The organism is Ectopseudomonas composti (assembly GCF_900115475.1).
Classification (GTDB): Bacteria; Pseudomonadota; Gammaproteobacteria; order Pseudomonadales; family Pseudomonadaceae; genus Aquipseudomonas; species Aquipseudomonas composti.
Genome location: NZ_FOWP01000001.1, coordinates 633,551 through 657,996, shown reverse-complemented (window position 1 = coordinate 657,996; position 24,446 = coordinate 633,551). Strand labels below are relative to the sequence as shown.

The 24,446-nt window shown below is 60.5% G+C and carries 20 protein-coding genes; 12 read left to right on the top strand and 8 right to left on the bottom strand.

The annotated features are described in order from the left end of the window. Positions 1 to 73 precede the first annotated feature (73 nt). The 7 genes from phaC to BM059_RS02845 all read right to left on the bottom strand — a co-directional run bounded on the left by phaC (position 74) and on the right by BM059_RS02845 (position 9,465). A complete protein-coding gene (gene phaC / locus BM059_RS02875) occupies positions 74 to 1,753 on the bottom strand; it encodes a class II poly(R)-hydroxyalkanoic acid synthase (RefSeq protein ID WP_037004562.1) in 1,680 nt (559 codons plus the stop codon). A 296-nt stretch (positions 1,754 to 2,049) separates the two neighbouring features. Further along, positions 2,050 to 2,421: a gamma-butyrobetaine hydroxylase family protein gene (locus BM059_RS02870; protein ID WP_074936598.1), complete on the bottom strand. Its 372-nt coding sequence runs from the start codon at positions 2,419 to 2,421 to the stop codon at positions 2,050 to 2,052. A gap of 133 nt (positions 2,422 to 2,554) precedes the next feature. Continuing rightward, positions 2,555 to 3,895, bottom strand: coding sequence for an HslU--HslV peptidase ATPase subunit (gene hslU, locus BM059_RS02865; RefSeq protein ID WP_074936596.1), 1,341 nt, complete (start codon positions 3,893 to 3,895; stop codon positions 2,555 to 2,557). 75 nt (positions 3,896 to 3,970) lie between these two features. After that, the gene (gene hslV / locus BM059_RS02860; RefSeq protein ID WP_004372920.1) at positions 3,971 to 4,501 is read right to left on the bottom strand and encodes an ATP-dependent protease subunit HslV; all 531 of its coding nucleotides are present in this window, start codon (positions 4,499 to 4,501) and stop codon (positions 3,971 to 3,973) included. A gap of 95 nt (positions 4,502 to 4,596) precedes the next feature. Then, the gene (locus BM059_RS02855) at positions 4,597 to 5,271 is read right to left on the bottom strand and encodes an SPOR domain-containing protein (RefSeq protein ID WP_037004573.1); all 675 of its coding nucleotides are present in this window, start codon (positions 5,269 to 5,271) and stop codon (positions 4,597 to 4,599) included. Further along, entirely contained in the window at positions 5,272 to 7,011 is a 1,740-nt protein-coding gene (argS, locus tag BM059_RS02850; RefSeq protein ID WP_074936595.1) for an arginine--tRNA ligase, read from the bottom strand. It lies immediately after the preceding gene. Between the two features lie 234 nt (positions 7,012 to 7,245). After that, complete coding sequence (locus BM059_RS02845) at positions 7,246 to 9,465, bottom strand: primosomal protein N' (protein ID WP_074936593.1); 2,220 nt, start codon at positions 9,463 to 9,465, stop codon at positions 7,246 to 7,248. Between the two features lie 158 nt (positions 9,466 to 9,623). Here BM059_RS02845 and rpmE point away from each other — a divergent pair, with 158 nt between their 5' ends. From rpmE to BM059_RS02825, 4 genes are all read left to right on the top strand, one after another. Further along, entirely contained in the window at positions 9,624 to 9,836 is a 213-nt protein-coding gene (rpmE, locus tag BM059_RS02840) for a 50S ribosomal protein L31 (RefSeq protein WP_003459015.1), read from the top strand. A gap of 26 nt (positions 9,837 to 9,862) precedes the next feature. After that, complete coding sequence (locus BM059_RS02835; protein WP_074936591.1) at positions 9,863 to 10,663, top strand: thermonuclease family protein; 801 nt, start codon at positions 9,863 to 9,865, stop codon at positions 10,661 to 10,663. Continuing rightward, on the top strand, positions 10,660 to 12,096 hold the full coding sequence (locus BM059_RS02830; RefSeq protein ID WP_074936589.1) for a M48 family metalloprotease: 1,437 nt from the start codon (positions 10,660 to 10,662) through the stop codon (positions 12,094 to 12,096). Before BM059_RS02835 ends, BM059_RS02830 begins: the two co-directional genes overlap by 4 nt. Before the next feature lie 103 nt (positions 12,097 to 12,199). After that, positions 12,200 to 13,468, top strand: coding sequence for a malic enzyme-like NAD(P)-binding protein (locus BM059_RS02825; RefSeq protein ID WP_037004584.1), 1,269 nt, complete (start codon positions 12,200 to 12,202; stop codon positions 13,466 to 13,468). Positions 13,469 to 13,577: 109 nt separating this feature from the next. Here the strand turns inward: BM059_RS02825 and BM059_RS02820 are convergent, their stop codons facing one another. Continuing rightward, positions 13,578 to 15,989 carry a penicillin-binding protein 1A gene (locus BM059_RS02820; RefSeq protein ID WP_074936587.1) on the bottom strand — a complete coding sequence of 804 codons (2,412 nt, stop codon included), beginning with the start codon at positions 15,987 to 15,989 and terminating at the stop codon, positions 13,578 to 13,580. 181 nt (positions 15,990 to 16,170) lie between these two features. On the opposite strand from BM059_RS02820, the gene BM059_RS02815 reads away from it, so the two are divergent. The 8 genes from BM059_RS02815 to BM059_RS02780 are packed head-to-tail and all read left to right on the top strand — an operon-like array spanning position 16,171 to position 24,418. Beyond that, positions 16,171 to 17,235 carry a pilus assembly protein PilM gene (locus BM059_RS02815; protein WP_074936585.1) on the top strand — a complete coding sequence of 355 codons (1,065 nt, stop codon included), beginning with the start codon at positions 16,171 to 16,173 and terminating at the stop codon, positions 17,233 to 17,235. Beyond that, positions 17,235 to 17,807 carry a type 4a pilus biogenesis protein PilN gene (gene pilN, locus BM059_RS02810; RefSeq protein ID WP_074936583.1) on the top strand — a complete coding sequence of 191 codons (573 nt, stop codon included), beginning with the start codon at positions 17,235 to 17,237 and terminating at the stop codon, positions 17,805 to 17,807. Before BM059_RS02815 ends, pilN begins: the two co-directional genes overlap by 1 nt. Next, positions 17,804 to 18,424 carry a type 4a pilus biogenesis protein PilO gene (gene pilO, locus BM059_RS02805; RefSeq protein WP_074936581.1) on the top strand — a complete coding sequence of 207 codons (621 nt, stop codon included), beginning with the start codon at positions 17,804 to 17,806 and terminating at the stop codon, positions 18,422 to 18,424. The genes pilN and pilO overlap by 4 nt, the downstream gene beginning before the upstream one ends. After that, positions 18,424 to 18,948 carry a type 4a pilus biogenesis lipoprotein PilP gene (gene pilP / locus BM059_RS02800; RefSeq protein WP_074936579.1) on the top strand — a complete coding sequence of 175 codons (525 nt, stop codon included), beginning with the start codon at positions 18,424 to 18,426 and terminating at the stop codon, positions 18,946 to 18,948. Before pilO ends, pilP begins: the two co-directional genes overlap by 1 nt. Before the next feature lie 55 nt (positions 18,949 to 19,003). After that, a complete protein-coding gene (gene pilQ / locus BM059_RS02795) occupies positions 19,004 to 21,145 on the top strand; it encodes a type IV pilus secretin PilQ (protein WP_074936811.1) in 2,142 nt (713 codons plus the stop codon). Between the two features lie 5 nt (positions 21,146 to 21,150). Continuing rightward, positions 21,151 to 21,669 (top strand): shikimate kinase AroK, encoded by a 519-nt coding sequence (aroK, locus tag BM059_RS25575; RefSeq protein ID WP_074936577.1) that lies wholly within the window; start codon positions 21,151 to 21,153, stop codon positions 21,667 to 21,669. Positions 21,670 to 21,720: 51 nt separating this feature from the next. Further along, entirely contained in the window at positions 21,721 to 22,824 is a 1,104-nt protein-coding gene (gene aroB, locus BM059_RS02785; protein ID WP_074936575.1) for a 3-dehydroquinate synthase, read from the top strand. A gap of 10 nt (positions 22,825 to 22,834) precedes the next feature. Further along, positions 22,835 to 24,418 (top strand): AAA family ATPase, encoded by a 1,584-nt coding sequence (locus tag BM059_RS02780; RefSeq protein WP_074936573.1) that lies wholly within the window; start codon positions 22,835 to 22,837, stop codon positions 24,416 to 24,418. Positions 24,419 to 24,446 lie beyond the last annotated feature (28 nt).

Here is a 24,446-nt window from a genome sequence, read left to right as displayed (position 1 = left end):
CACGCCCGGCCAGGCCGTCGTGACGTGCGGCACTTCCCAGTGCCGCGGGCAGAATGGCGCCAGAGGCGCCAGATCAGCGTTCGTGTACGTAGGTACCCGGGGCGGCCTCGCCGGCCGGGAATTTCTTGTTGCCCAGTGCAGTGGGTGCGTTCTTGGTCTTGCCCGAGCGTTCGGCCAGCCAGGTCTGCCAGTACAGCCACCAGGAGTCGGCGTGCTTGGTCGAACTTTCCTGCCAGGCTTTCGGGTCCAGCGGCATCTCGCTATTGGTCATGTAGCGCGCCTTGGGGTTGCCCGGCGGGTTGAGGATGCTCTGGATATGGCCGCTGTTGGACAGCACGAATTCGCACTTGCCGCCGAACAGGTGGGCCGACTTGTAGCAGGAGTCCCACGGGGTGATGTGGTCGGTGGTGCCGGCGACGACGAAGAAGTCGCAGGTGACCTGCTTGAGGTCGATCGGTGTGCCGCAGACTTCCAGCGCGCCCGGACGGGTCAGCGGGTTGGTCTGGAACATCTCGATGAATTCGCCGTGCAGCGCGGCCGGCAGGCGCGTGGTGTCATTGTTCCAGTAGAGGATGTCGAACACCGGCGGCTCGTTGCCGAGCAGGTAGTTGTTGACCCAGTAGTTCCAGATCAGGTCGTTGGGGCGCATCCAGGCGAACACCTTGGCCATGTCGCTACCCTCCAGCACGCCGGCCTGGTAGGAGCGGCGCTTGGCGGCCTCCAGGGTCTTCTCGTCGGCGAACAGGGCCACCTGGGTGTCGAGCTGGGTATCGAGCACGCTGACCAGCAAGGTCAGGGCGTTGACCTTCTGCTGGCCAAGCGCTGCGTAATGGCCGAGCAGCGACGCGGTGGTCAGGCCGCCGGAGCAGGCGCCGAGCATGTTGACGTCCTTGCTGCCGGTAATGGCGCAGATGACGTCGATGGCTTCCTTGAGCGCCTGGATGTAGGTGGACAGCCCCCACTCGCGCTGCGCCTTGGTCGGGTTGCGCCAGCTGACCACGAAGGTCTGCACTTGGCTACGCAGGAGGAAGCGCGCCAGGCTCTTGTCCGGCGACAGGTCGAAGACGTAGAACTTGTTGATCTGCGGCGGTACCACCAGCAGCGGGCGCTCGTGCACGCTCTCGGTGATCGGCTTGTACTGCAGCAACTCCAGCACGTCGTTGCGAAACACTACGGCACCGTCGGTGGTGGCCAGGCTCTTGCCGACCTCGAAGGCTTCCATGTTGACCTGGCTCGGCATGCCACCGTTATGCACCATGTCCTTGGCCAGGTGCGAGAGGCCGTCGAGCAGGCTCTTGCCCCCAGTTTCGAAGAAGCGCTTGACCGCTGCTGGGTTGGCCATGCTGTTGCTTGGTGCCATGGCTTCGGTCATCAGGTTGATCACGAAGTGGCCGCGACTGGCGTCCTGCTCGGATAGCGAGCTGTGCTCGATCCAGTCGTGCAGCTCCTTGCGCCAGGCCAGGTAGGTCTGCAGGTAGCGGCGATACAGCGGGTTTTGGCTCCAGGCGGGGTCGGCGAAGCGGCGGTCGCCGTCTTCAGGCTTGAGCGCGGACTGGCCGAGCACGACGTTCTTCAGCTCAAGGCCGAAATGAGCGACGTGCTTGGCGCTGTGAAAGGGTTGCTTGAGTGCCTGGGTGAGCACCATGCGGGCAGATGTCAGGAGATCCTTGCCGCGGATGCCAATCACCGGGTTGAGTCCCAGGGTGTTTTCCGAGGCCTGGCGTTTCAGGTCTTCGTTATTCTTATCACTCATCTACGACGCTCCATTGTCCTGAGACGAATACCGGCCTGCGGGGGCGCGCGGCGACACAGGGCCTGGTACTGCTCGGGTTAACCGGGGGCGGATCGAGTCCGCATCTTTCGTTGCACCTGGCACAGCCAAATGCAGGGAACCTGCCAGTTCCTTGGTTACCCGAGTTTTTGAAGTTAAGCAAGCTGGTCCGTGGGGCAGAAGTATGCCGCGATAGATTAGAAAACGCGCTCTAACTGTCGCTAACGTGACTCTATGTGATGGGTGCGAGCGCTCTGCGGCGAGGCTTTTGCAGCTGCTCAGAGCATCAGGCGGACGACCGACTCGCTGGGGTCGCGAGATTTTCCCGCGGCGCTGAGTTCGGCCAGGTAGTCGGCCCACAGCGCGTCCTGACGGGTGGCCAGTTCGTACAGGTATTCCCAGGTGAACAGGCCACTGTCATGGCCATCGTCGAAGCACAGTTTCAGTGCATAGTTGCCAGCCGGTTCGATACGCTCGAGGCCGACGCTGAGCTTGCCGGTCTGCAGGATCGGCTTGCCATGGCCCTGCACCTCGGCTGAAGGCGAATGCACACGGAGGAATTCGGCGCTGAGCGAGTAGTGCTGCTCGCCATAGCGTAGCTCCAGCGTCTTCGACACCTTGTGCAGTTTGATCGCGCTGGGGATGGGCATGGCTGATTTCCGTGATCTTTTCAGGCGTTACGCCCAGTTGGGTACTTGAACTGTCCTGTAGGAGCGGATTTATCCGCGAATTTCGCGGCTGAAGCCGCTCCTACAGAATGACGCCAGGATCGTGCTACTGGATTTACAGGATGTAGCGTGACAGGTCTTCGTCCTGCGCCAGCTCACCGAGGTGGCCATTGACGTAGGCAGCGTCGATACGAATCGCCTCGCCGTTCTGCTGGCCAGCCAGGTCGCCAGCACTGAAGGACACTTCCTCCAGCAGGCGTTCGAGCAGGGTGTGCAGACGACGAGCCCCGATGTTCTCGGTCTTCTCGTTGACCTGCCAGGCGATCTCCGCCAGACGCTTGATGCCGTCCTCGGCGAACTCGATATCCAGCCCTTCGGTTTTCAGCAGCGCGCTGTACTGCTCGGTGAGCGAGGCATGCGGTTCACTGAGGATACGCTCGAAATCCTGCGGGCTCAGTGCCTTGAGTTCCACGCGAATCGGCAGGCGGCCTTGCAGCTCAGGTACCAGGTCGCTCGGCTTGCTCAGGTGGAAGGCGCCCGAGGCGATGAACAGGATATGGTCGGTCTTGACCATGCCCAGCTTGGTGTTGACCGTGCAGCCTTCGATCAGCGGCAGCAGGTCGCGCTGTACGCCCTCGCGGGAAACATCGGCGCCGCCAGTGTTGCCACGCTTGGCCACCTTGTCGATCTCGTCGATGAAAACGATGCCATGCTGCTCGACGGCTTCCAGCGCGCGCGCCTTGAGCTCTTCCTCGTTGACCAGGCGTGCAGCTTCCTCGTCGCGCACCAGCTTCAGCGCGTCGGCGACCTTGAGCTTGCGGCTCTTCTTCTTGCCCTTGCCCATGTTGGAGAACAGGTTCTGCAGCTGGTTGGTCATTTCCTCCATGCCTGGCGGGGTCATGATCTCGACACCCATGGGCGATTCGGCCACTTCGATGTCGATCTCCTTGTCGTCCAGTTGTCCCTCGCGCAGGCGCTTGCGGAGCAGCTGGCGGGTGTTGGAGTCCTCGTTGCGCGCAGGCTCGTCGCCGAAGCCCTGGCGTGCCGGTGGCAGCAGGGCATCGAGGATGCGCTCCTCGGCGGCATCTTCGGCGCGGTGGCGGACCTTGGTGATTTCCTGTTCGCGCAGCATCTTCACCGCAGCGTCGGCCAGGTCACGGATGATCGACTCGACGTCACGGCCGACATAGCCGACCTCGGTGAACTTGGTGGCTTCCACTTTCAGGAACGGCGCATTGGCCAGCTTGGCCAGGCGGCGGGCGATTTCGGTCTTGCCGACGCCGGTTGGGCCGATCATCAGGATGTTCTTCGGCGTCACTTCCTGGCGCAGTTCGGCCGGCAGCTGCATGCGCCGCCAGCGGTTGCGCAGGGCGATCGCGACGGCGCGCTTGGCGTCGTCCTGGCCGATGATGTGGCGGTTGAGTTCGTGGACGATCTCGCGGGGCGTCATGGACATGGAATTTGGCTCGCTATCGGAAAACTGTAAGAACCTGCTCTGCCGCATCGGGAACAGGTTCTGAGGCAGTGGACGCTACTCGGCAGCGTCCAGTTCCTCGATGGTCTGGTGGTGATTGGTGAACACGCAGATGTCGCCGGCGATGCCGAGTGCAGTCTGCGCTACCTCGAGGGCGGACAGATCCGTCTTCATCAGCAGAGCGCGCGCGGCAGCTTGGGCGAAGTTGCCGCCGGAGCCCATGGCGATCAGGCCTTCCTCGGGTTCGACCACGTCACCGTTGCCGGTGATGATCAGCGAGGCGTCCTTGTTGGCCACGGCCAGCATGGCCTCCAGGCGGCTCAGGCTGCGATCGGTGCGCCAGTCCTTGGCCAGCTCGACGGCGGCGCGTACCAGGTGGCCCTGATGTTTCTCGAGCTGACCTTCGAAGCGCTCGAACAGGGTGAAAGCATCGGCGGTGGCACCGGCGAAGCCGGCCAGCACCTGGCCGTGGTAGAGGCGGCGCACCTTCTTGGCATTGCCCTTCATGACGGTGTTGCCGAGGGAAACCTGGCCGTCGCCAGCCATCACGACCTTGCCGTGGCGGCGCACTGAAACGATGGTGGTCAAGGGTGAATCTCCACGCTGCGGGGCGAATTGCCCGGATGGAGAATCAGATGGGGTGCCCGCCGCGGCTTTTCAACCGGCGGCGGGTGAATCGACGATCAGCGGACCTGGCGCTGCTGTAACAGCAGGTTGCTGTAGCCGTTGCCGGCGAGGGTCTTCTGCGCGGCCGCGAGTTGCTCGCGACTGGCGAAGGGGCCGACCAATACGCGGTGCCAGGTCTCGTCGCGCACCTTGCCAGTTTCCACGCGTACGTTCTGCCCCAGGAGGATGATCTGCGCGCGCACGGTATCGGCATCGTCACGCTTGCGGAACGAACCGGCCTGGAGGAAGAACTGTGTGGTGACCGGCGCGCTGGCCAGTACCGGCGGCGCGGGTGGCGGCACCTGGCCGTTGAGCGCAGCTTCGGCGCGGGCGGTGTCGATCTTCGCGGCTTCTTCCGGGGTGACCGGCTTCTGCTCGGGTGCAGGTGGTGGTGTTTCTTCCAGCGCCTGCGGCAGGATCACTTCCGACTCAGGCAGCAAGGTGTAGAAATCGTACTTGGGCCTGGTCGGCTCGGGCTGCGTCGGCTTCGGCTCGGGCTTGGTGCTGCGTACCTGCTCGCCCTTGTCGCGCTTGATCTCGTCACGGCCCGGTTCGAGGCTGAACAGGAACATGAAGAAACCGCCGACCACCAGGCCACAGGCCAGCCAGATCCAGCCCGGTACGGGCTTCTTTGCCGGGGCCTGATAGCGGCTGGCGCCGCGTTTCGGTGCCGGTTTCTTGCGCGCTGCCATTTACATCCGCTCCAGGGTTTCCAGGCCGAGCAGTTCCAGGCCCTGCTTGAGAGTGCGGCCGGTGAGGGCGGCCAGGCGCAAGCGGCTATCGCGTGTGGCTTCGTCCTCGGCATTCAGGATCGGGCAGTTCTCATAAAAGCTGGAGAACAGGCCGGCGAGGTCATACAGGTAGGCACAAAGGATGTGCGGCGTGCCCTTTTCGGCGACGTTGCCGAGCAACTCGTTGAATTGCGCCAGCTTGGCAGCCAGTGCCTGTTCTTGCTCGGCGATCAGGGTGATTTGCCCGCCGATCTCGTCTACGCCCTTGCCCAGCTTGCGGAATACGCCTGCCACGCGGGTATAGGCGTACAGCAAATAGGGCGCGGTGTTGCCCTCGAAGCTCAGCATCAGGTCGAAGTTGAAGCTGTAGTCGCTGGTGCGGTGCTTGGACAGGTCGGCGTATTTCACCGAGGCGATGCCGACCACGCGGGCGATCTGACGCAGCTCGTCTTCGGCGAGGTCCGGATTCTTGCCCTTGACCAGGCTGTAGGCGCGCTGCTCGGCTTCGTCGAGCAGTTGCACCAGCTTCACGGTGCCGCCGTCGCGAGTCTTGAACGGGCGGCCGTCCGGGCCGTTCATGGTGCCGAAGCCCATGTGTTCCATTTCCATGCTGGCCGGGACGAAGCCTGCCAGGCGCGCGCAGGCAAAGACCATCTGGAAGTGCAGGGCCTGGCGCTGGTCGACGAAGTACAGCACGCGGTCGGCCTTGAGCGTGCCGGCGCGATAGCGGGTGGCGGCCAGGTCGGTGGTGGCGTACAGGTAGCCGCCACCGGCCTTTTGCACGATCAGCGGCAGCGGATTGCCCTCGGCATTCTTGAATGCGTCCATGAATACGCACTGGGCGCCGTTATCTTCGGTCAGCAGGCCCTTGGCGGCCAGATCGGCGACCACCTGCGGCAGGTCGTCGTTGTAGGCGCTCTCGCCCTTGACGTCAGCCATGCCCAGCTTGACGCCCAGGCGGTCATACAGGGCCTGGCAGTGCGACAGGGAAATGTCGTTGAAACGGTGCCACAGGCGCAGACACTCGGCGTCGCCGGCCTGCAGCTTGACCACCAGCTCGCGGGCGCGGTCGGCGAACTCGGGGGATTCGTCGAAGCGCTTCTTGGCGGCGCGGTAGAAGCCTTCCAGATCGGCCAGCTCGCTCTCGGCGGCGGCCGGGTTTTCCTGCATGTACGCCAGCAGCATGCCGAACTGGGTGCCCCAGTCGCCGACGTGGTTCTGGCGGATCACGCTGTCACCGAGGAATTCCAGCACACGCGCCACGCCATCGCCGATGATGGTCGAACGCAGGTGGCCGACGTGCATTTCCTTGGCCAGGTTGGGCGCCGACAGGTCGACCACCACGCGCTGTGCCGCGCCGCTCTTGCGTACGCCGAGCTTGGCGTCGGCCAGTGCAGCCTCCAGGCGCTGGGCCAGGACGTCGCTGTTCTGGAAGAAGTTGAGAAAGCCCGGGCCGGCGATTTCGACCTTGGTGACCTGCTCGTCGGCCGGCAGTGCTTTGATCAGCTTCTCGGCCAGGTCGCGCGGCTTCATGCCGGCCGGTTTGGCCAGCATCATGGCGATGTTGCTGGCAAAGTCGCCGTGGCTCTTGTCCTTGGTGTTCTCCACCTGGATGGCCGGCGTCAGGCCGGCAGGCAGCACGCCTTCGGCGGTCAGGCGGTCGATGGCTTGCTGGATCAGGTGGCGAATGCTGTCTTTCATGTTCGGCTCGGGTTGCCTTGGGGCTTTGGTCGAAAACTGCGCATTATAAGAGCAGCGACAAGCTGCAAGCCACAAGCGGCATGGAAAAGCGTGCTGCGTTCAGTGGGTAGGGTGGGCTTCAGCCCACCCAGGCTGGCCGCTGTTGCTGGGCTGAAGCGGGACGCCGCCCGGTCCACCCTACGGACTGCCGGAGTTCGCTCGCGCCGCTCGTTTCTACAAAAGCCGGCATGCGGTTCAGAAAAGGTCGATCGGGTCGACATCCAGTGACCAGCGTACCGCACGGCCGCTGGGCATTTGCTCCAGTGCATGCAGCCAATGGTTGAGCAGACGGTGCAGCGGTGCGCGGGCATTGCCCTGCACCAGCAGTTGTGCGCGGAAGCGGCCGGCGCGGCGTTCCATCGGTGCGGGTACCGGGCCGAGCAGTTCGATACCGGAGAGGTTCAGTTCGCCCAGCAGGTGCTCGGCTTCGCTGCAGGCTTCGTCGAGAAAACTCTCTGCCTGGCCGGGCTTGTGCGCTTCGGCGCGCAGCAGGGCCAGGTGACAGAACGGCGGCAGGCCGGCGCTACGGCGTTCGCTGAGGGCCTGTTCGGCGAAGGCGAAGTAGCCTTGTTCGGTCAGTTGCACCAGCAGCGGATGGTCGGCCAGATGGCTCTGGATGATCACCTTGCCCGGCTCCTCGGCGCGACCGGCGCGGCCAGCCACCTGCACGATCAACTGCGCCATGCGCTCGCTGGCGCGAAAATCCGCCGAGAACAGGCCGCCGTCGGCGTCGAGAATCGACACCAGCGTCACCCGCGGGAAATGGTGGCCCTTGGCGAGCATCTGGGTGCCCACCAGAATGCACGGCTCGCCCTTGTTGATGGTGGCGAACAGGCGATCCATCGCGCCCTTGCGCGAGGTGCTGTCGCGGTCGATACGCAGCACCGGGTAATCGGGGAACAGCACTGCCAGGCGCTCTTCGGCGCGCTCGGTGCCGGCACCGACCGGGCGCAGGTCGACGCGCTGGCATTTCGGGCAGTTGCTCGGTTGCTTCTCCACATGCCCGCAGTGGTGGCAGCGCAGTTCCTGGTAGCGCTGGTGCACGGTCATCCGTGCATCGCAACGCGGGCACTCGGACAGCCAGCCGCAGTCGTGGCAGAGCAGCGTCGGGGCGAAGCCGCGACGGTTGAGAAACACCAGCACTTGCTGGCCAGCCGCCAAGGTCTGGGCGATGGCCTGCTGCATCGGCCCGGAGATACCCGAGTCCAGCGGCCGGCTCTTCACGTCCAGGCGCAGAAAGCGTGGCTGGCTGGCGCCGCCGGCGCGCTGGGTCAGTTTGAGCAGGGCGTAACGGCCGCTGTAGGCGTTGTGCAGGCTTTCCAGCGAGGGCGTGGCCGAACCGAGCACGATCGGTACGTCTTCCTGGCGCGCGCGAACCAGGGCCAGGTCGCGGGCATGGTAGCGCAGGCCTTCCTGCTGTTTATAAGAGGCGTCGTGTTCTTCGTCGACGATGATCAGTCCCGGGTTCTTCATCGGCGTGAACAGCGCCGAGCGCGTGCCGATGATGATATCGGCCTCACCATCGCGCGCCGCCAACCAGGCGTCCAGGCGCTCGCGGTCGTTCACCGCCGAATGCAGCAGGGCGATGCGCGCGTTGAAGCGACGGGCGAAGCGGTCGAAGGTCTGCGGGCCGAGGTTTATTTCGGGGATCAGCACCAGGGCCTGCTTGCCGGCCTCCAGGCACTGGTGGATCAGTTGCAGGTACACCTCGGTCTTGCCGCTGCCGGTGACACCCGCGAGAAGAAAGGCATTGAACTGATCCCAGCCCGAGGCCACGGCGTTCACGGCGGCACGTTGCTCGGCGTTCAGCGGCAGTTCCGGTTGTGCCAGCCAGTGCGCGGGCTTGGCATGCGGCTGGGTGCGGCGCACCTCGACCCGTACCAGCCCCTTCTCCTGCAGCAGTTGCAGGCTGTCGCGGTTGAGTTGCAGCTGGCTGAGCAGGCTGTGGGCCACACCGTGCGGATGTTGCGCCAGTGCCTTGAGTGCGTCGCGTTGGCGCGGGGCACGGGTCAGGCGTGGGTCATCGACGCTGGCGCCTTTGCTGGCCAGCCAGTAACGCTCCTGGCGGGTTTCGGCCGGTTCGCCCTGGCGCAGCAGTACCGGCAAGGCCCAGCTCAGGGTGTCGCCGAGGCTATGCTGATAGTACTGCGCTGTCCACAGGCACAGCTTGAACAGCGATTCCGGTAGCGGTGGGCGGGTGTCGAGCAGCTCCAGAGCGGGCTTGAGTTTGTCCGTCGGGACCTCGCTCTGGCTGTCGACTTCAACCAGCACGCCGATCATCTCGCGCCGGCCGAAGGGCACGCGCAGGCGTACGCCTGGCTGCAAGGCACTGCGCGACACGCCGGCGGGGGCGAGGTAGTCGAACAGGCGGCGCAGCGGCGAGGGCAGGGCGAGGCGCAGGATCAGGTTGGGCAAGCCAGAAGCTCCATTGACAGGCGGGCGATCTTAGCACGCGACGACCGGCGCCTTACGTGGCTTGCATCGACTCGCGCGTCTGGTAAGATGCGCGGCCTATTTCTGTGCGGTGCCTGACATTGGTCGGGTGGCGGCACGACTACCCTGAGGAAAGCACGATGAAAGCCGATATCCATCCGAACTACGTCGAAATCGACGCTACCTGCTCCTGCGGTAACGTGATCAAGACCCGCTCCACCCTGGGCAAGAACCTGAGCCTCGACGTTTGCTCCGAGTGCCACCCGTTCTACACCGGTAAGCAGAAAGTGCTGGACACCGGCGGCCGTATCGATCGCTTCAAGCAGCGCTTCGGCGTATTCGGCGCCAAGTAAGCGACCGAACGAAAACGGAATCTGGCATGCGCCACTCCGTGATACTGAAAAAGGCGTCCCTGGTGGGCGCCTTTTTCGTTTCTCTGCTTTGCGTCGAACTAGCCCAGGCCTTCTGCCCGCAGCGTGGCGATCTTGCCCAGGTCGCCGTGCGTCAGGTGGTCGATGGCGACACGGTGCGCCTGACCGATGGGCGCAGCATTCGCCTGATCGGCATCAACACGCCCGAACTGGGTCGCAAGGGTCGTAGTGACGAGCCCTACGCGGTGCAGGCCAAGCGCCGCCTGCAGGCGCTGGTGGATGCCAGCGATGGACGTGTCGGCCTGCTCTACGGCGCGCAGCGCAAGGATCGTTACGGGCGTACCCTGGCCCATCTCTACGATCGCCAGGGGCGTAATCTCGAAGCGCAACTGCTGGGCGAAGGCCTCGGCTTCATGGTGGCGGTGGCGCCCAATAGCGCGCTGGTGGCATGTCAGGCGCAGGCCGAGCGCCAGGCGCGCAACAAGCGGCTTGGCGTGTGGCGTGACGAGCAGGTGAAGACGGCTGGTCAGCTACGCAGTGGTGGCTTCGCCTTGCTCGGCGGGCAGGTTACCGCTGTGCAGCGCAATCGCGGCGGCCTCTGGATTGACCTCGATGGTGGCCGGGTGCTGCGTGTGGCACCCGAGCTGCTCGGTGAGTTCGATGTGCGCGCCTTGCAGAAGCTCAAGGGGCGGCGCGTGGAAGCGCGTGGCTGGGTCATCGACCGTCAGAGTCGCGGCGGCTTGAAATCCCGGCAGGCGCGCTGGATGCTGCCGCTTACCCATTCGGCGATGCTGGAGCTGTTGCCATGATGCGTGCGTTAACGCTGTGCCTGATCTGCAGCTGGCTGGCCGGGTGTGCGGTCAATCCTGCCACCGGCCGCACCGATTTCGTGATGATGAGCGAGCGCCAGGAGTTGGATCTCGGCGCGCGCTACAACCAGGAGATCCTCAAGCAATACCCGCGCTACGAGGATGCCAAGCTGCAGGCCTACATCCAGCGCGTCGGCGAGCGGGTGGCACGCAGCAGTCACCGTAACCAGCTCAACTACGTCTTCACCCTGGTCGATAGCCCGGACGTCAACGCCTTCGCGCTACCGGGTGGCTACATCTATATCCACCGTGGCCTGCTCGCCTACCTCAACTCCGAAGCGGAGCTGGCTGCCGTGCTGGGACACGAGGTTGGCCACGTGACGGCGCGTCACAGTGTGCGTCAGCAGAGTCAGTCCACGGCCTGGGGGCTTCTCGGCCAAGCTGCGGCAATCGGAACCGGTGTCGGTGCGGTGGGCGACCTGACCAGCGCCATGGGTAATGCCTTCGTGCGCGGCTACGGACGCGACATGGAGCTGGAGGCCGATGGTCTGGGCGCGCAATACCTGGCGCGTGGTGGTTACGATCCGCAGGCGATGATTGAAGTAGTCAAGGTGCTCAAGGGCCAGGAGGACTTCGCTCGGGCGCAGGCTGCCAAGCGCGGAGAAGCGCCGGCGGTGGGTGGTTATCACGGCTTGTTCGACACCCACCCGGACAATGATCGTCGTCTGCAGGAAGTGATCGGCCCGGCGAGTGCGTTGGTCGGCGGCAATCAGGAAGTGGGGCGCGACAATTTTCTGCAGATGCTCGACGGCCTGGTATTCGGCGACTCGGCTGCCAGCGGTATTCGCCGTGGGCGCAATTTCTATCACGGCGAGCTGGATTTCGCCCTGACCTATCCGCAAGGCTGGCAACTGGTTAATCGCCCGGATGTGCTGATCGGCCACACCGCGGATGAGCAAGCCTTCATTGCCATGACCCTGGAGGCGGCGGACAAGCGACTTTCTCCCGCCGAATTCCTGCGCAAGCGTGCCGGCAGTCAACGTCTGGTGGCAGGCGAAGAGCTGCGCGTGGGGACATTGCAGGGTTATACGGCGGTCTTGCAGGGACAGTCGGCACGCCGTGTTGCGGTGATCTATCGCGGCGACAACGCCTACCTGTTCGTGGCCGCGGTGAAAGGGCGCGCTTCATTGGAGACCGAAGATCAGCATTTCCTCGATGTCATCCGTAGTTACCGTCCTCTCAAGGCGGCCGAGCGCAAGCTGGCCGAACCGGTGCGCCTGCATCTGGTGCGCGCCAAGGCGGGGCAGAGTCTCTCTGCTTTGGCCAAGGATTCGCCGCTGCCTGCTGATGGCGAAGCGCAGCTGAGGCTGCTCAATGGGCTCTATCCGAGCGGTGAACCGCGCCCTGGCGAGTGGTTGAAAACGCTGCGCTAGCGCGGCGCTTCAATCGCGACCGAACGGTCTTGGCAGGTGTATACAACTTGCGTATCCTCGGCCGCCTGCCCGTTCAACAGCCAACAAAAGCGGAAATGCCACTATGTCAGATCTAAAAACTGCCGCTCTCGAATATCATGCCCAGCCCCGCCCCGGTAAGCTGAGCGTCGAGTTGACCAAAGCCACTGCCACTGCCCGCGACCTGTCGCTGGCCTACAGCCCGGGTGTCGCCGAGCCGGTACGCGAAATCGCTCGCGACCCAGAACTGGCCTACCGCTACACCGGTAAAGGCAACTTGGTCGCCGTGATTTCCGACGGTACCGCCATCCTCGGCCTGGGTAACCTCGGCCCGCTGGCTTCCAAGCCGGTCATGGAAGGTAAAGGCGTACTGTTCAAGCGTTTTGCCGGTATCGATGTGTTCGATATCGAAGTCGATTCGGAAAGCCCGCAGGCCTTCATCGACACCGTAAAGCGTATCTCCATCACCTTCGGCGGCATCAACTTGGAAGATATCAAGGCCCCCGAGTGCTTCGAGATCGAGCGCGCGCTGATCGAACAGTGCGACATTCCGGTCTTCCACGATGACCAGCACGGCACCGCGATCGTGACCGCTGCCGGCATGCTCAACGCTCTGGAAATCGCAGGCAAAACGCTCGAAGAAGCGAAGATCGTCTGCCTGGGGGCCGGTGCTGCCGCGATCTCCTGCATGAAGCTGCTGGTGAGCATGGGTGCCAAGGTCGAGAACATCTTCATGATCGACCGCAAGGGTGTGATCCATGCTGGTCGCGATGACCTCAATCAGTACAAGGCCGTGTTTGCCACCGAGACCGACAAGCGCACCCTGTCTGACGCCCTTGAAGGTGCGGACGTTTTCGTCGGTCTGTCCGGTGCCAACCTGCTGAGCTCGGAAGACCTCAAGCGCATGGCGGCCAATCCGATCGTCTTCGCCTGCTCCAACCCGGATCCGGAAATCAGTCCTGAGTTGGCGCACGCCACCCGTAATGACGTGATCATGGCTACCGGTCGTTCTGACTACCCGAACCAAGTCAACAACGTGCTGGGCTTCCCCTTCATCTTCCGCGGTGCTCTGGACGTTCGCGCCACTCGCATCAACGAAGAGATGAAGATCGCTGCGGCGCTGGCGCTGCGCGACCTGGCCAAGCTGCCGGTGCCGCAGGATGTCTGTGATGCCTACGGCGGTATCGCGCTGTCGTTCGGCCGCGAGTACATCATTCCGAAACCGATGGATCAGCGTCTGATCACCGTGGTTTGCGATGCTGTGGCCAAGGCCGCCATCGAATCCGGCGTTGCGACATTGCCCTATCCGAAGCACTATCCGCTGAAGTCGGTGGATGAAGTGTTCAACGGCTAAGCCGCTGAATGCTGCAAACAAGAAACCCGCCTAGGCGGGTTTTTTGTTGTCTGTCGTTCTTCTCACGGGATCGGTCTTTGTGAGCGAAGCACCGTTCTGGTAGCGCCGATCAGAACAGGTCGATCGGCGCCGCCTCATCAGCTGGCAGCGGGCTGCCAGGGATGCCCATGCCAGGTTCGAACTCACTCATCGGTGGTGGTGAATCCTCGCTCTTGAACAGCTCGAAGTAGGCGTCCGGAGTGCCTGGCGCTGCGGCGCGGCCGCTGACCGGGTCGACACGCAGGGTCAGCAGGCCCTTGGGTTCCTTGGGCAGATGGCTTGGGCGATCCTTGAGTATCGGGCCCATGTAGTTCATCCAGATCGGCAGCGCGACAGTGCCACCATACTCGTGGCGGCCGAGGCTTTCCGGCTGATCGAAGCCTGCCCAGACGGTGGTCACATAGTCGGCGTTGTAGCCGGAGAACCAGCTGTCCTTGGACTCGTTGGTAGTGCCGGTCTTGCCTGCCAGGTCGTTACGTCCCAGGGCCAGGGCGCGGCGGCCGGTACCGCGTTTGATCACGTCCTGCAGCATGCTCGTCATGATGTAGGCCGTGCGCTCGTCTATGATCTGTTCGGCGACCTTGGGTTCTTCCAGTGGCAGATCGTCCTCTGCGTTCACTGTCAGGTTGGCATTTTCCTCGCTTGGCTCGCTGCCGGGAACGCGTGCCGGATTGGCGCGGAACAGCGGTTTGCCGTTGCGGTCATCGATGCGTTCAATCAGGTACGGTTCGATCTTGTAGCCGCCATTGGCAAAGGTCGCCCAGCCCTCGGCGATTTCCATCGGTGTCAGGCTGGCCGTGCCGAGTGCCAGCGACAGGTTGCGCGGTAGATCCTGGGGGGCGAAGCCGAAGCGCTCTATGTAGCGAAGGCTACGGTCGATGCCCACGTCCTGCAGCAGGCGGATCGACACCAGGTTGCGCGACTTGTACAGGGCTTCGCGCATGCGGATCGGGCCGAGGAAGGTGTTGTTATCGTTCTTCGGGCGCCACTTCTGCGACAGATAGTCATCAGAGAGGATGATCGGTGCATCGTTGACCAGTGTCGCTGCGGTGTAGCCACTATCCAGTGCTGCGCTATAGATGAAGGGCTTGAAGCTGGAGCCAGGCTGGCGTTTGGCCTGCACGGCACGGTTGTAGTTGCTCTGATCGAACGAGAACCCGCCGACCAGTGACTGAATGGCTCCACTGTATGGATCGAGGGATACCAGCGCGCTCTGAGCTGCCGGGACCTGGGTAAAGCGCAGGCTGCCGTCCTCCTGGCGCTGTACGCGTACGATGTCACCTACTTGAGCTACATCGCCGGGTTGCTGCGGGCGCGGGCCTAGGCTATTGGTGTTGAGGAAGGGGCGTGCCCATTTCATGCTGTCCCAGGATACGGCCTGTTCTTCGCCGTTACGGGTAAGCACCAGGATGCCGCTTTTCTCTACCTGGGTCACCACCGCCGGTTCAAGGCCGCCAATGCTGCGGAACTTGCCCAGCTCGGTGAGCCAGGTTTCGCGTGTCATGCCCGGCAGGCGGCTTTCGGGGCCGCGATAGCCGTGGCGCTGGTCGTAGGTGATCAGCCCGTCACGCAGCGCGGTGTTGGCCACTTCCTGCAACTGGCTGGGGACGGTGGTAGTGACATTGAATCCTTCGGTGTAGGCCTCGCTGCCGTAACGTCCAACCATTTCTGCGCGCGCCATCTCGGCTATATAAGGAGCGCTGAGCTCTGGCGTCGGAACGTGATAACGGGCATCGACTTCTTCGGCCAGTGCTTCTTCGTAGCTGGCCTGGTCGATACGGCCGAGGCGATAGAGGCGACCGAGAATCCAGTCACGGCGCTCCTTGGCTCGCGTCGGGTTGACCAGCGGGTTGTAGCGCGAGGGGGCTTTGGGCAGGCCGGCGATCATTGCCATCTGCGCCAGGTTGAGGTCGCGGATGGATTTGCCGTAGTACACCTGCGCTGCGGCTTCGATACCGTAAGCGCGATGGCCGAGGTAGATCTTGTTGACGTAGAGCTCGAGAATCTCGTCCTTGCTCAGTTCGCGTTCGATCTGCAGCGCCAGGAGAATTTCGGTGGCTTTACGAGAGAAGCTGCGCTCGCTGGTCAGGAAGAAATTCTTCGCCACCTGCATGGTGATGGTGCTGCCGCCGCTCTGAATCTGGCCGCTTTTCAATAATTGCGTGGCAGCGCGCATCAGGCTGGTCACATCGACGCCATAATGATTGGCGAAATTATCGTCTTCGGCGGCCAGTAGGGCGCTGATGAATTCTTTGGGGATCTCGTCGAAGCGAATGGGCGAGCGGCGCATCTCGCCGAACTCGGCGATCAGCTTGGCGTCGCTGCTGTAGACGCGCAGGGGAATCTGCAGCTGCACCTGGCGCAGCGACTCGACGGACGGAAGGGTCGGGCTAAGATAAAGAAACGCGCCGCTGAAACTGAGCAACAGCCCACAAAAAACGGCAACGCAAGACCACCAGATGAACTTCAGCAGGCGTATCAAAATGTTCGGAATTCCAAGTAAAAGAATGAGTTAAGCAGGAGCTGAGGCAAAAAGGGAAAAGCTGATCACATTATAAGCGTTTTTTTTCCCGGGGAGCCATTTGCGCTTCTGTCAAGACTGATATTTAATGTGGAAAAACATAAATAGTCCGTAAGTCGCGGATGCCAATAGGAAAACGGTCGTGCTAGGGCTCTTCACTAAGAAAGCGAATACGCTGCTGGGGATCGATATCAGCTCGACTTCGGTCAAGCTCCTCGAACTGAGTCGCTCGGGAAGCCGCTACAAGGTAGAGGCTTACGCAGTCGAGCCGCTTCCGCCAAATGCAGTGGTTGAGAAGAATATCGCCGAGCTGGAGGGGGTCGGTCAGGCGCTTTCTCGCGTGTTGGCCAAGGCCAAGAGCGGCGTCAAGACAGCCGCCGTTGCTGTTGCTGGTTCGGCTGTCATCACCAAGACCATCGAAATGGAAGCCGGGTTGTCCGAGGACGATCTGGAGAACCAGCTGAAGATCGAGGCCGACCAGTACATCCCCTATCCGCTTGAAGAAGTCGCCATCGACTTCGAAGTGCAAGGTCCGGCTCCACGCAATCCCGAGCGTGTGGAAGTGCTGCTGGCTGCATGCCGCAAGGAAAACGTGGAGGTCCGCGAAGCAGCTCTGGCACTTGCCGGTCTGACTGCGAAAGTGGTTGATGTCGAAGCCTATGCCCTTGAGCGCGCCTATGGGTTGCTGGAAGCACAGTTGGGTGCTGGGCATGACGAGATGACGGTCGCGGTAGTCGACATCGGTGCGACCATGACCACGCTTAGCGTCCTGCATAACGGCCGCACCATCTACACTCGCGAACAGCTCTTCGGTGGCAAACAGCTGACCGAGGAAATTCAGCGTCGCTATGGTCTTTCCGTCGAAGAAGCTGGTCTTGCCAAGAAGCAAGGTGGTCTTCCAGATGACTACGACAGTGAGGTTTTGCAGCCGTTCAAAGAAGCCGTCGTTCAGCAGGTTTCACGTTCGCTGCAATTCTTCTTCGCCGCAGGGCAGTTCAATGATGTCGACTACATCCTCCTAGCTGGGGGTACCGCGTCCATCCCTGATCTCGATCGACTGATCCAGCAGAAGATCGGTACGCAGACGTTAGTGGCCAATCCCTTTGCCGATATGGCGCTTAGCAGCAAGGTCAACGCCGGTGCGCTGGCCAGTGATGCGCCGGCATTGATGATTGCCTGTGGTCTGGCGATGAGGAGTTTCGACTGATGGCGCGGATTAACCTACTTCCCTGGCGTGAGCAGCTGCGCGAGGAGCGTAAGCAGCGGTTTTTGGTAAGTCTTGTTGGTGTTTTGATCGTTGCTGCGGGCTTGGTGTTTCTCGGCGATCAGATGCTTAGTGCTGCCATCGATAATCAGGTTGCTCGTAACGACTTCGTCAAAAAAGAAATTGCTGTCCTCGATGCTCGAATCAAGGAGATCAGTGAACTTCGCACGCGTCGGCAGCAATTGCTGGAGCGGATGAAGATCATCCAGGATCTGCAAGGCAATCGGCCAATCATCGGTCGGGTATTCGATCAGTTGGTGAGAACGCTGCCGGACGGCGTATATTTCACCAGCGTCAAGATGGCAGACAAAAGTATTGCTATCGTTGGTGCTGCTGAGTCGAACAATCGCGTCTCGAATCTCATGCGCAATCTAGATGGATCGGAATGGTTTACTTCTCCAAACCTTACTGAGGTCAAGGCTGTTACGGCAGGTGCTCTTGATCAGGCGAACGTGTTTCAGTTGACCGTTCAGCAAACTCAGCCCGACCAAGAGCAAGCGGAGGTGGGGAAATGAGTATTCGAGATTCTATTGAAGGCCTGCGCAGTGTCGATTTGAATGAGCTTGAGCTCAATAACGTTGGTTCGTGGCCGGCTGCAGTCAAGTTTATTGCTGGCCTATTGCTGTTTATCATTGTTTTGGGGCTTGGCTACAATTTTCATCTTAAAGATATGCAAAGTATCTTGGAGCAGCGTCAGCAGGAAGAGCAGACACTTAAAGAGCAGTTTTCTACTAAGGCTTTCCAGGCTGCAAACTTGGAAGCTTATAAGGAGCAAATGCAAGAAATGGAGGTTTCTTTCGGGGCCCTTCTTCGTCAACTGCCAAGCGATACTGAGGTTCCGGGGTTGTTGGAGGATATTACTCGTACCGGTCTGGGAAGTGGGCTGGAATTTGAGGAAATCAAACTTCTTCCTGAAGCTGTGCAGCAGTTCTATGTTGAGTTGCCTATTCAGATAAAAGTAACGGGTGGATATCATGACCTTGCAACTTTTGTCAGTGGTGTGGCTAGTCTTCCTCGTATTGTTACGCTCCATGATTTCCAGTTGGCACCGACTAGTGAGGGTAGTCCCGGTCGTTTGAGTATGCAGATTATGGCCAAGACCTATCGCTACAATGATAAGGGGGCTAACTAATGATTTTCTCGCGCTTGGCTCTGGTCTTTGGTTTGTCTCTATTGGTTGGGTGTGGCGCTAGCAGTGATTTTACTGACTTGCGCGCGTATATGAATGAGGTTCGCGCAAGGCCCAAAGGTACTATCGAGCCATTACCGAAATTCCAGCCTTACGAAAGTTTTACATATCGAGCTGCGTCGTTGCGAAGTCCCTTTCAGCCTCCCGTGAAGATTGATGTAGTCTCTAGGCAGAAGGGGTCGCAGGAAATTAAGCCCGATGAAGCTCGAGTCAAACAATTCCTCGAAGGCTTCAATATCGAAACCTTCGAAATGGTCGGAACGCTCAGGAATGATAGCGAGCTATTCGCCTTGGTTAGCGGGGCTGGTGGTGTTCACCGTGTAAAAGTGGGTGATTATCTGGGGCGTAACCACGGCAAGATACTGGTAATCGATGAATCAAAAGTCGATGTTATGGAAATTGTGCCGGACGGCGAAGGTGGCTGGCTTGAGCGACCACGCAGCCTTTCCTTGAAGGAGCGCTCCTGACGGGGGTGGTGAAGAAATGAATATAAATAATTTGTCTGCCAAACGGGATACGAAAATGAATGGCTCTCTTTCGCGTCTTAGCGTCGCCCTGATGGCGGTGCTGCTGTCGCCCGCGGTATTGGCGGCCAATTTACAAGGCATAGATGTTGCCAGCTTGCCCGGTGATCGAGTCGAGCTGAAGCTCTCTTTCGATGAGCCTGTGACTGCCCCTCGAGGCTACACGATTGAGCAGCCTGCGCGAATTGCTCTGGATCTGCCGGGTGTAGTCAATAAGCTTGGTTCAAAAAATAGAGAACTTGGCGTAGGTAATGCTCGTAGCGTTACGATCGTTGAGGCTAAAGACCGTACTCGTCTGATTGTCAATCTTACGAATCTTGCGCCTTACAGCACTCGGGTCGAAGGGAACGATTTGTTCGTTCTGGTTGGTGAGTCATCTGCTGCCAGTGCTCGCCCGGCTGCCGCTGCTCCAGTTGCTGTTGCTCAGCCGGTGCCCAAGAAAACCTACGGTTTGCAGTCGAAGTCGATTAGTAATATAGACTTCCAGCGTGGTGAGCAAGGCGAGGGTAATGTCGTCATAACGCTTTCTGATGCATCCGTAAGCCCGGATATTCAAGAGCAGGGCGGTAAAATCCGACTTGATTTTGCTAAAACCGAGCTGCCCGAATCCCTCCGGGTTCGTCTTGATGTCAAGGACTTCGCGACTCCGGTTCAGTTTGTGAGTGCGACGGGTGGTGCAGACAAGAGCAGCATCGTGATTGAGCCAGTCGGCATGTACGATTACTTGGCTTATCAGACCGAGAACAAGTTGACCCTGAGTGTAAAGCCGCTCAGTCAGGATGATGCTGCGCGCCGTAATGCGGAGCGTTTTTCCTATACCGGTGAGAAGCTATCCCTTAACTTCCAAGATATCGATGTTCGTTCTGTTCTCCAGCTGATTGCAGATTTTACCGATTTGAATTTGGTCGCCAGTGATACTGTTGCTGGAAACATAACCTTGCGCCTACAGAATGTTCCGTGGGATCAGGCGCTGGATCTGGTTCTGAAAACTAAGGGGCTCGATAAGCGTCAGGTAGGTAACGTTCTGTTGGTGGCCCCGGCAGATGAAATAGCAGCGCGTGAGCGTCAGGAGTTAGAGTCACAGAAACAGATTGCTGAACTTGCTCCTTTGCGCCGCGAGTTAATCCAGGTTAATTATGCTAAGGCAACAGATATAGCAAGATTATTCCAGTCCGTTACCAGTACCGGCTCAAGTAGTGCTGGTGGTGCAGTGACTGAAGAGCGTGGTTCGCTGGCGGTTGATGAGCGTACCAATAGCATCATTGCTTATCAGACTCAGGAACGCCTTGACGAACTACGCCGTATTGTCGCTCAGTTGGATATTGCTGTGCGTCAAGTAATGATTGAGGCGAGAATTGTTGAGGCGAACGTGGATTATGATAAAAGCTTAGGCGTTCGCTGGGGTGGGACTTTGGGTGGTGCAGGCTCCAAGTGGCGTGCCAATGGTAAAGATGGGGCCACTGGTGTGGATTCAGATGGCGCCGGCACTTGTGGTCCATTCGGTGGTGCATGTACTCGTCCTACCGTTGGCACGACTAATGTGCCTGTGCCTTTTGTGGATATGGGTGCTGTGAATAGCTCTTCTGGTATTGGTATTGGTTTTATTACCGATAATGCCATATTGGATTTGCAGTTGTCCGCCATGGAGAAGACGGGCAATGGCGAGATCGTTTCTCAGCCAAAAGTTGTGACCTCTGATAAAGAGACTGCAAAGATTCTAAAGGGTACTGAAGTGCCCTATCAGGAGTCCAGCTCTAGTGGTGCAACCACCGTTTCCTTTAAAGAAGCAGCTCTTTCATTGGAGGTCACGCCGCAGATTACCCCTGACAATCGCATCATAATGGAAGTCAAGGTGAATAAAGATGAGCCTGACTACCCTAATGCAGTTCTGGGTGTTCCGCCAATCAAGAAGAACGAGGTTAATGCAAAAGTTCTTGTGAATGATGGTGAAACCATTGTGATCGGCGGTGTTTTCTCTAATACAAGAAGCTCAGCAGTGGATAAGGTTCCATTCCTTGGTGACTTGCCGTATCTGGGGCGACTTTTCCGTCGGGATGTCGTTCGTGATACCAAGTCGGAATTGCTAGTCTTCCTCACTCCGCGCATCATGAACAACCAAGCCATTGCCGTGAATCGATGACCTAAGTGCGGAATGTAATCCTCGTTGGCCCGATGGGAGCTGGAAAGAGCACCATCGGGCGTTTGCTTGCTAAAGAACTGCGTTTGCCTTTCAAGGACTCCGACAAGGAGATCGAGCAGCGTACCGGTGCCGATATTCCCTGGATCTTCGATGTTGAGGGGGAGCAGGGTTTTCGTGAGCGAGAGCAGGCGGTGATCGCCGAGCTTTCGATGCAGGACGGTCTTGTGCTGGCTACTGGCGGTGGTGCAGTCATGCGCCCAGAGAACCGTCAGGCGCTGCATGCCGGTGGGCGTGTTGTTTACTTGCATACCTCGGTGGAGCAGCAGATCGACCGCACGTCGCGTGACCGAAACCGTCCTTTGTTGCGTGCACCTAATCCTGCTCAGGTGCTCAGTGACCTGATGGCCATGCGTGATCCGCTGTACCGGGAGGTTGCCGATATCATCATCGAGACGGACGAGCGTCCCCCGCGTATGGTGGTTCAGGAAATTCTCTCGCGCCTGGACGCCCTGTCGCCCCGTTAAAGCGCGGGGCGAACTGCGCTATCCTAGTGGCCTTTCTATTACGGGGGCCTCATGCAGACTCTTCAAGTTGAACTCGGCGAGCGCAGTTATCCCATCTACATTGGCGATGGCTTGTTGGCGCAGTCCGCGTTGCTTACTCGTCATATCGCTGGGCGGCAGGTGGCGGTGGTCACTAATGAGACCGTGGCGCCTTTGTATCTGGAAACGCTGCTGCACGCTCTGGAAGGATTCAAGGTCGCTTCAGTAGTTTTACCTGATGGCGAAGCGTTCAAGAACTGGGAAACCCTGCAGCTGATTTTTGACGGACTTTTGACTGCCCGGCATGACAGGCGAACTACTGTTATCGCACTGGGCGGAGGCGTCATTGGTGATATGGCGGGCTTCGCAGCGGCGTGCTACCAGCGTGGCGTGGACTTCATTCAGGTGCCAACGACCCTGCTTTCGCAGGTGGATTCGTCGGTGGGCGGCAAGACCGGCATCAATCATCCGCTGGGCAAGAATATGGTCGGCGCTTTCTATCAGCCCAAGGCTGTGCTGATCGATACTGGCAGTCTGCGTACCTTGCCGTCGCGCGAGTTATCAGCGGGTCTGGCTGAGGTGATCAAGTACGGCCTGATCTGCGATGAGCCTTTCCTCGGTTGGCTCGAAAGCAATATGTCTGCTTTGCGTGCTCTGGATAATGCAGCGCTGACCTATGCCATCGAGAGATCATGTGTGGCCAAGGCGCGTGTCGTTGGTGCTGACGAGCGTGAGGCAGGTGTGCGAGCGACCCTGAACCTGGGCCATACCTTCGGGCATGCCATCGAGACCGAGCAGGGCTACGGTGTCTGGTTGCACGGCGAGGCTGTCGCTGTCGGAACGGTGATGGCGCTGGAGATGTCTCATCGGTTGGGCTGGCTGTCGACGCAAGACCGTGACCGAGGTGTATGCCTGCTGCAGGCTGCCGGGCTGCCGGTCGTACCCCCGCAGGATATGACGCCAGAGCAGTTCCTGGAGCATATGGCGGTAGACAAGAAGGTCCTCGACGGGCAATTGCGCCTCGTGTTGCTCAAGCGCCTGGGTGAGGCGGTGGTGACCTCTGATTATCCGCGTGAAATTCTCGACGCCACACTGCGTAGCGATTACGCAGCGTTGGTTCAGTCGTCCAACTCTTGAAGAGTGATTCATGACCAGTTTGCATGCTGATGAAGCTTTCCTGGCCCATTACCAGTTCAGTCACGACCCGTTTGCGCCGCGCGTACCCGGCTTCAAGTTCTTCCCGGCCCAGCGCAAGCCGGTGTTGGGGCAGTTGCACCATCTCGCGCGATACAGTCAGCTCCTGCTGGCGGTAGTTGGGCCTGAGGGCAGTGGTAAAACGCTGTTGCGACAGGCATTGGTCGCTAGCACCAACAAGCAGGCGGTGCAGAGTGTCGTCGTCGCTCAGGGTGTTACCGGTAGTGAGGCGCTGCTGCGTCAAGTGGCGCAAGGCTTGTCCATCGCACAAGCCGATGTGCGCTCGATTCTGGCGCAAGTCGGGCAGTTGGCGCTGACGGGGCAGGAAGTTTATCTGCTGATCGATGACGCGGATCAGTTGGACGACGTGGCCCTGAAAAATCTGTTGGTGCTTGCTGCGGGTGGGGACGAGGGGCGTCCTCATGTCTTTCTGTTCGCCGAGCAGGAGCTGCTGGCTCGGCTGGAGGCTTTGGCGGGCGGTGAAGAGTGCTATCACGCCATCGAGCTGCAGCCCTATGGTGAGGACGAGACGCGTGAATATCTGGCGCAGCGACTCCAGGGTGCTGGTCAGGATATCGATCTGCTGGCCGAGGAGCAGATCGAAGATATCCATGCACGCTCTCAGGGCTGGCCAGGGGCGATCAATCAGGAGGCTCGCGAGCTGCTAGTTGAGCAGATGCTCGCGCAGCGTTCCGCTGGGCGCGGGCCGGGTGGCGGCTTCGCGTTGCCGAAGAAGCATCTGCTGGCATTGGCTGTCGTGTTGGTGGGCGTTGCCGCTGCGTGGTTCATGCAGGGTCGCGAATCCACTTCATCTGCGCCGGTTGCCAGCAACACCTCATTGCCTCTGCAGTCCTCTGCACCAGCCGTAGAGGCTGAAGGGGCGGCGCAGGCCCCGGCTGCCGAGAGCCGTGCACCCGCCATTGAATTTGCGGGCGCCAGCCAGCCGCTGCCGTTGCCATTGGTGGGAGAGTCGCAGACGGTGATTCGCCAGCCGCTGGCTGAAGCGGCGGGTGAGGAGTTGGACAGCTTCGAGCCACCGGCATCGCCTGAGCCCTCGACAGTGACCGCGCCGACGGCTCCAATCGCTGCTGCACCTGCACCTGCACCTGCACCTGCACCTGCACCTGCACCTGCACCTGCACCTGCATCTGTACCTGCGAAGCAGCCTGAGTCTGCTGCGCCGAAGCCGGTGACTCCGTCCCCTGCGCCGGCAGCCAAGCCTGCCCCCGCCCCGGCTGCTACCCCGAGTGCTGCCTCGGGTAGCTGGTACGCGCAGCAATCGGCGTCGCGCTATGCCTTGCAGGTAGTCGGTTCGCGCTCGGAGGCCAATATTCAGGCGCTGGTGCGCGAGGGTGGCGGCGAATACCGCTACTTCAAGAAGATCCACCAGGGGCAGCCGCTGTATGTACTGACCTATGGTAGTTTTTCCAGTCGCGACGCGGCTCAGGCGGCTGTGAAAACCCTGCCTGCCAAGCTGCAGGCGGGCAAGCCCTGGCCTCGTACCTTGGGCAGTATCCAGCAGGAAATGAGTCGCTAAGCGCTCTGTCGCAAGATGACCGCCTGGT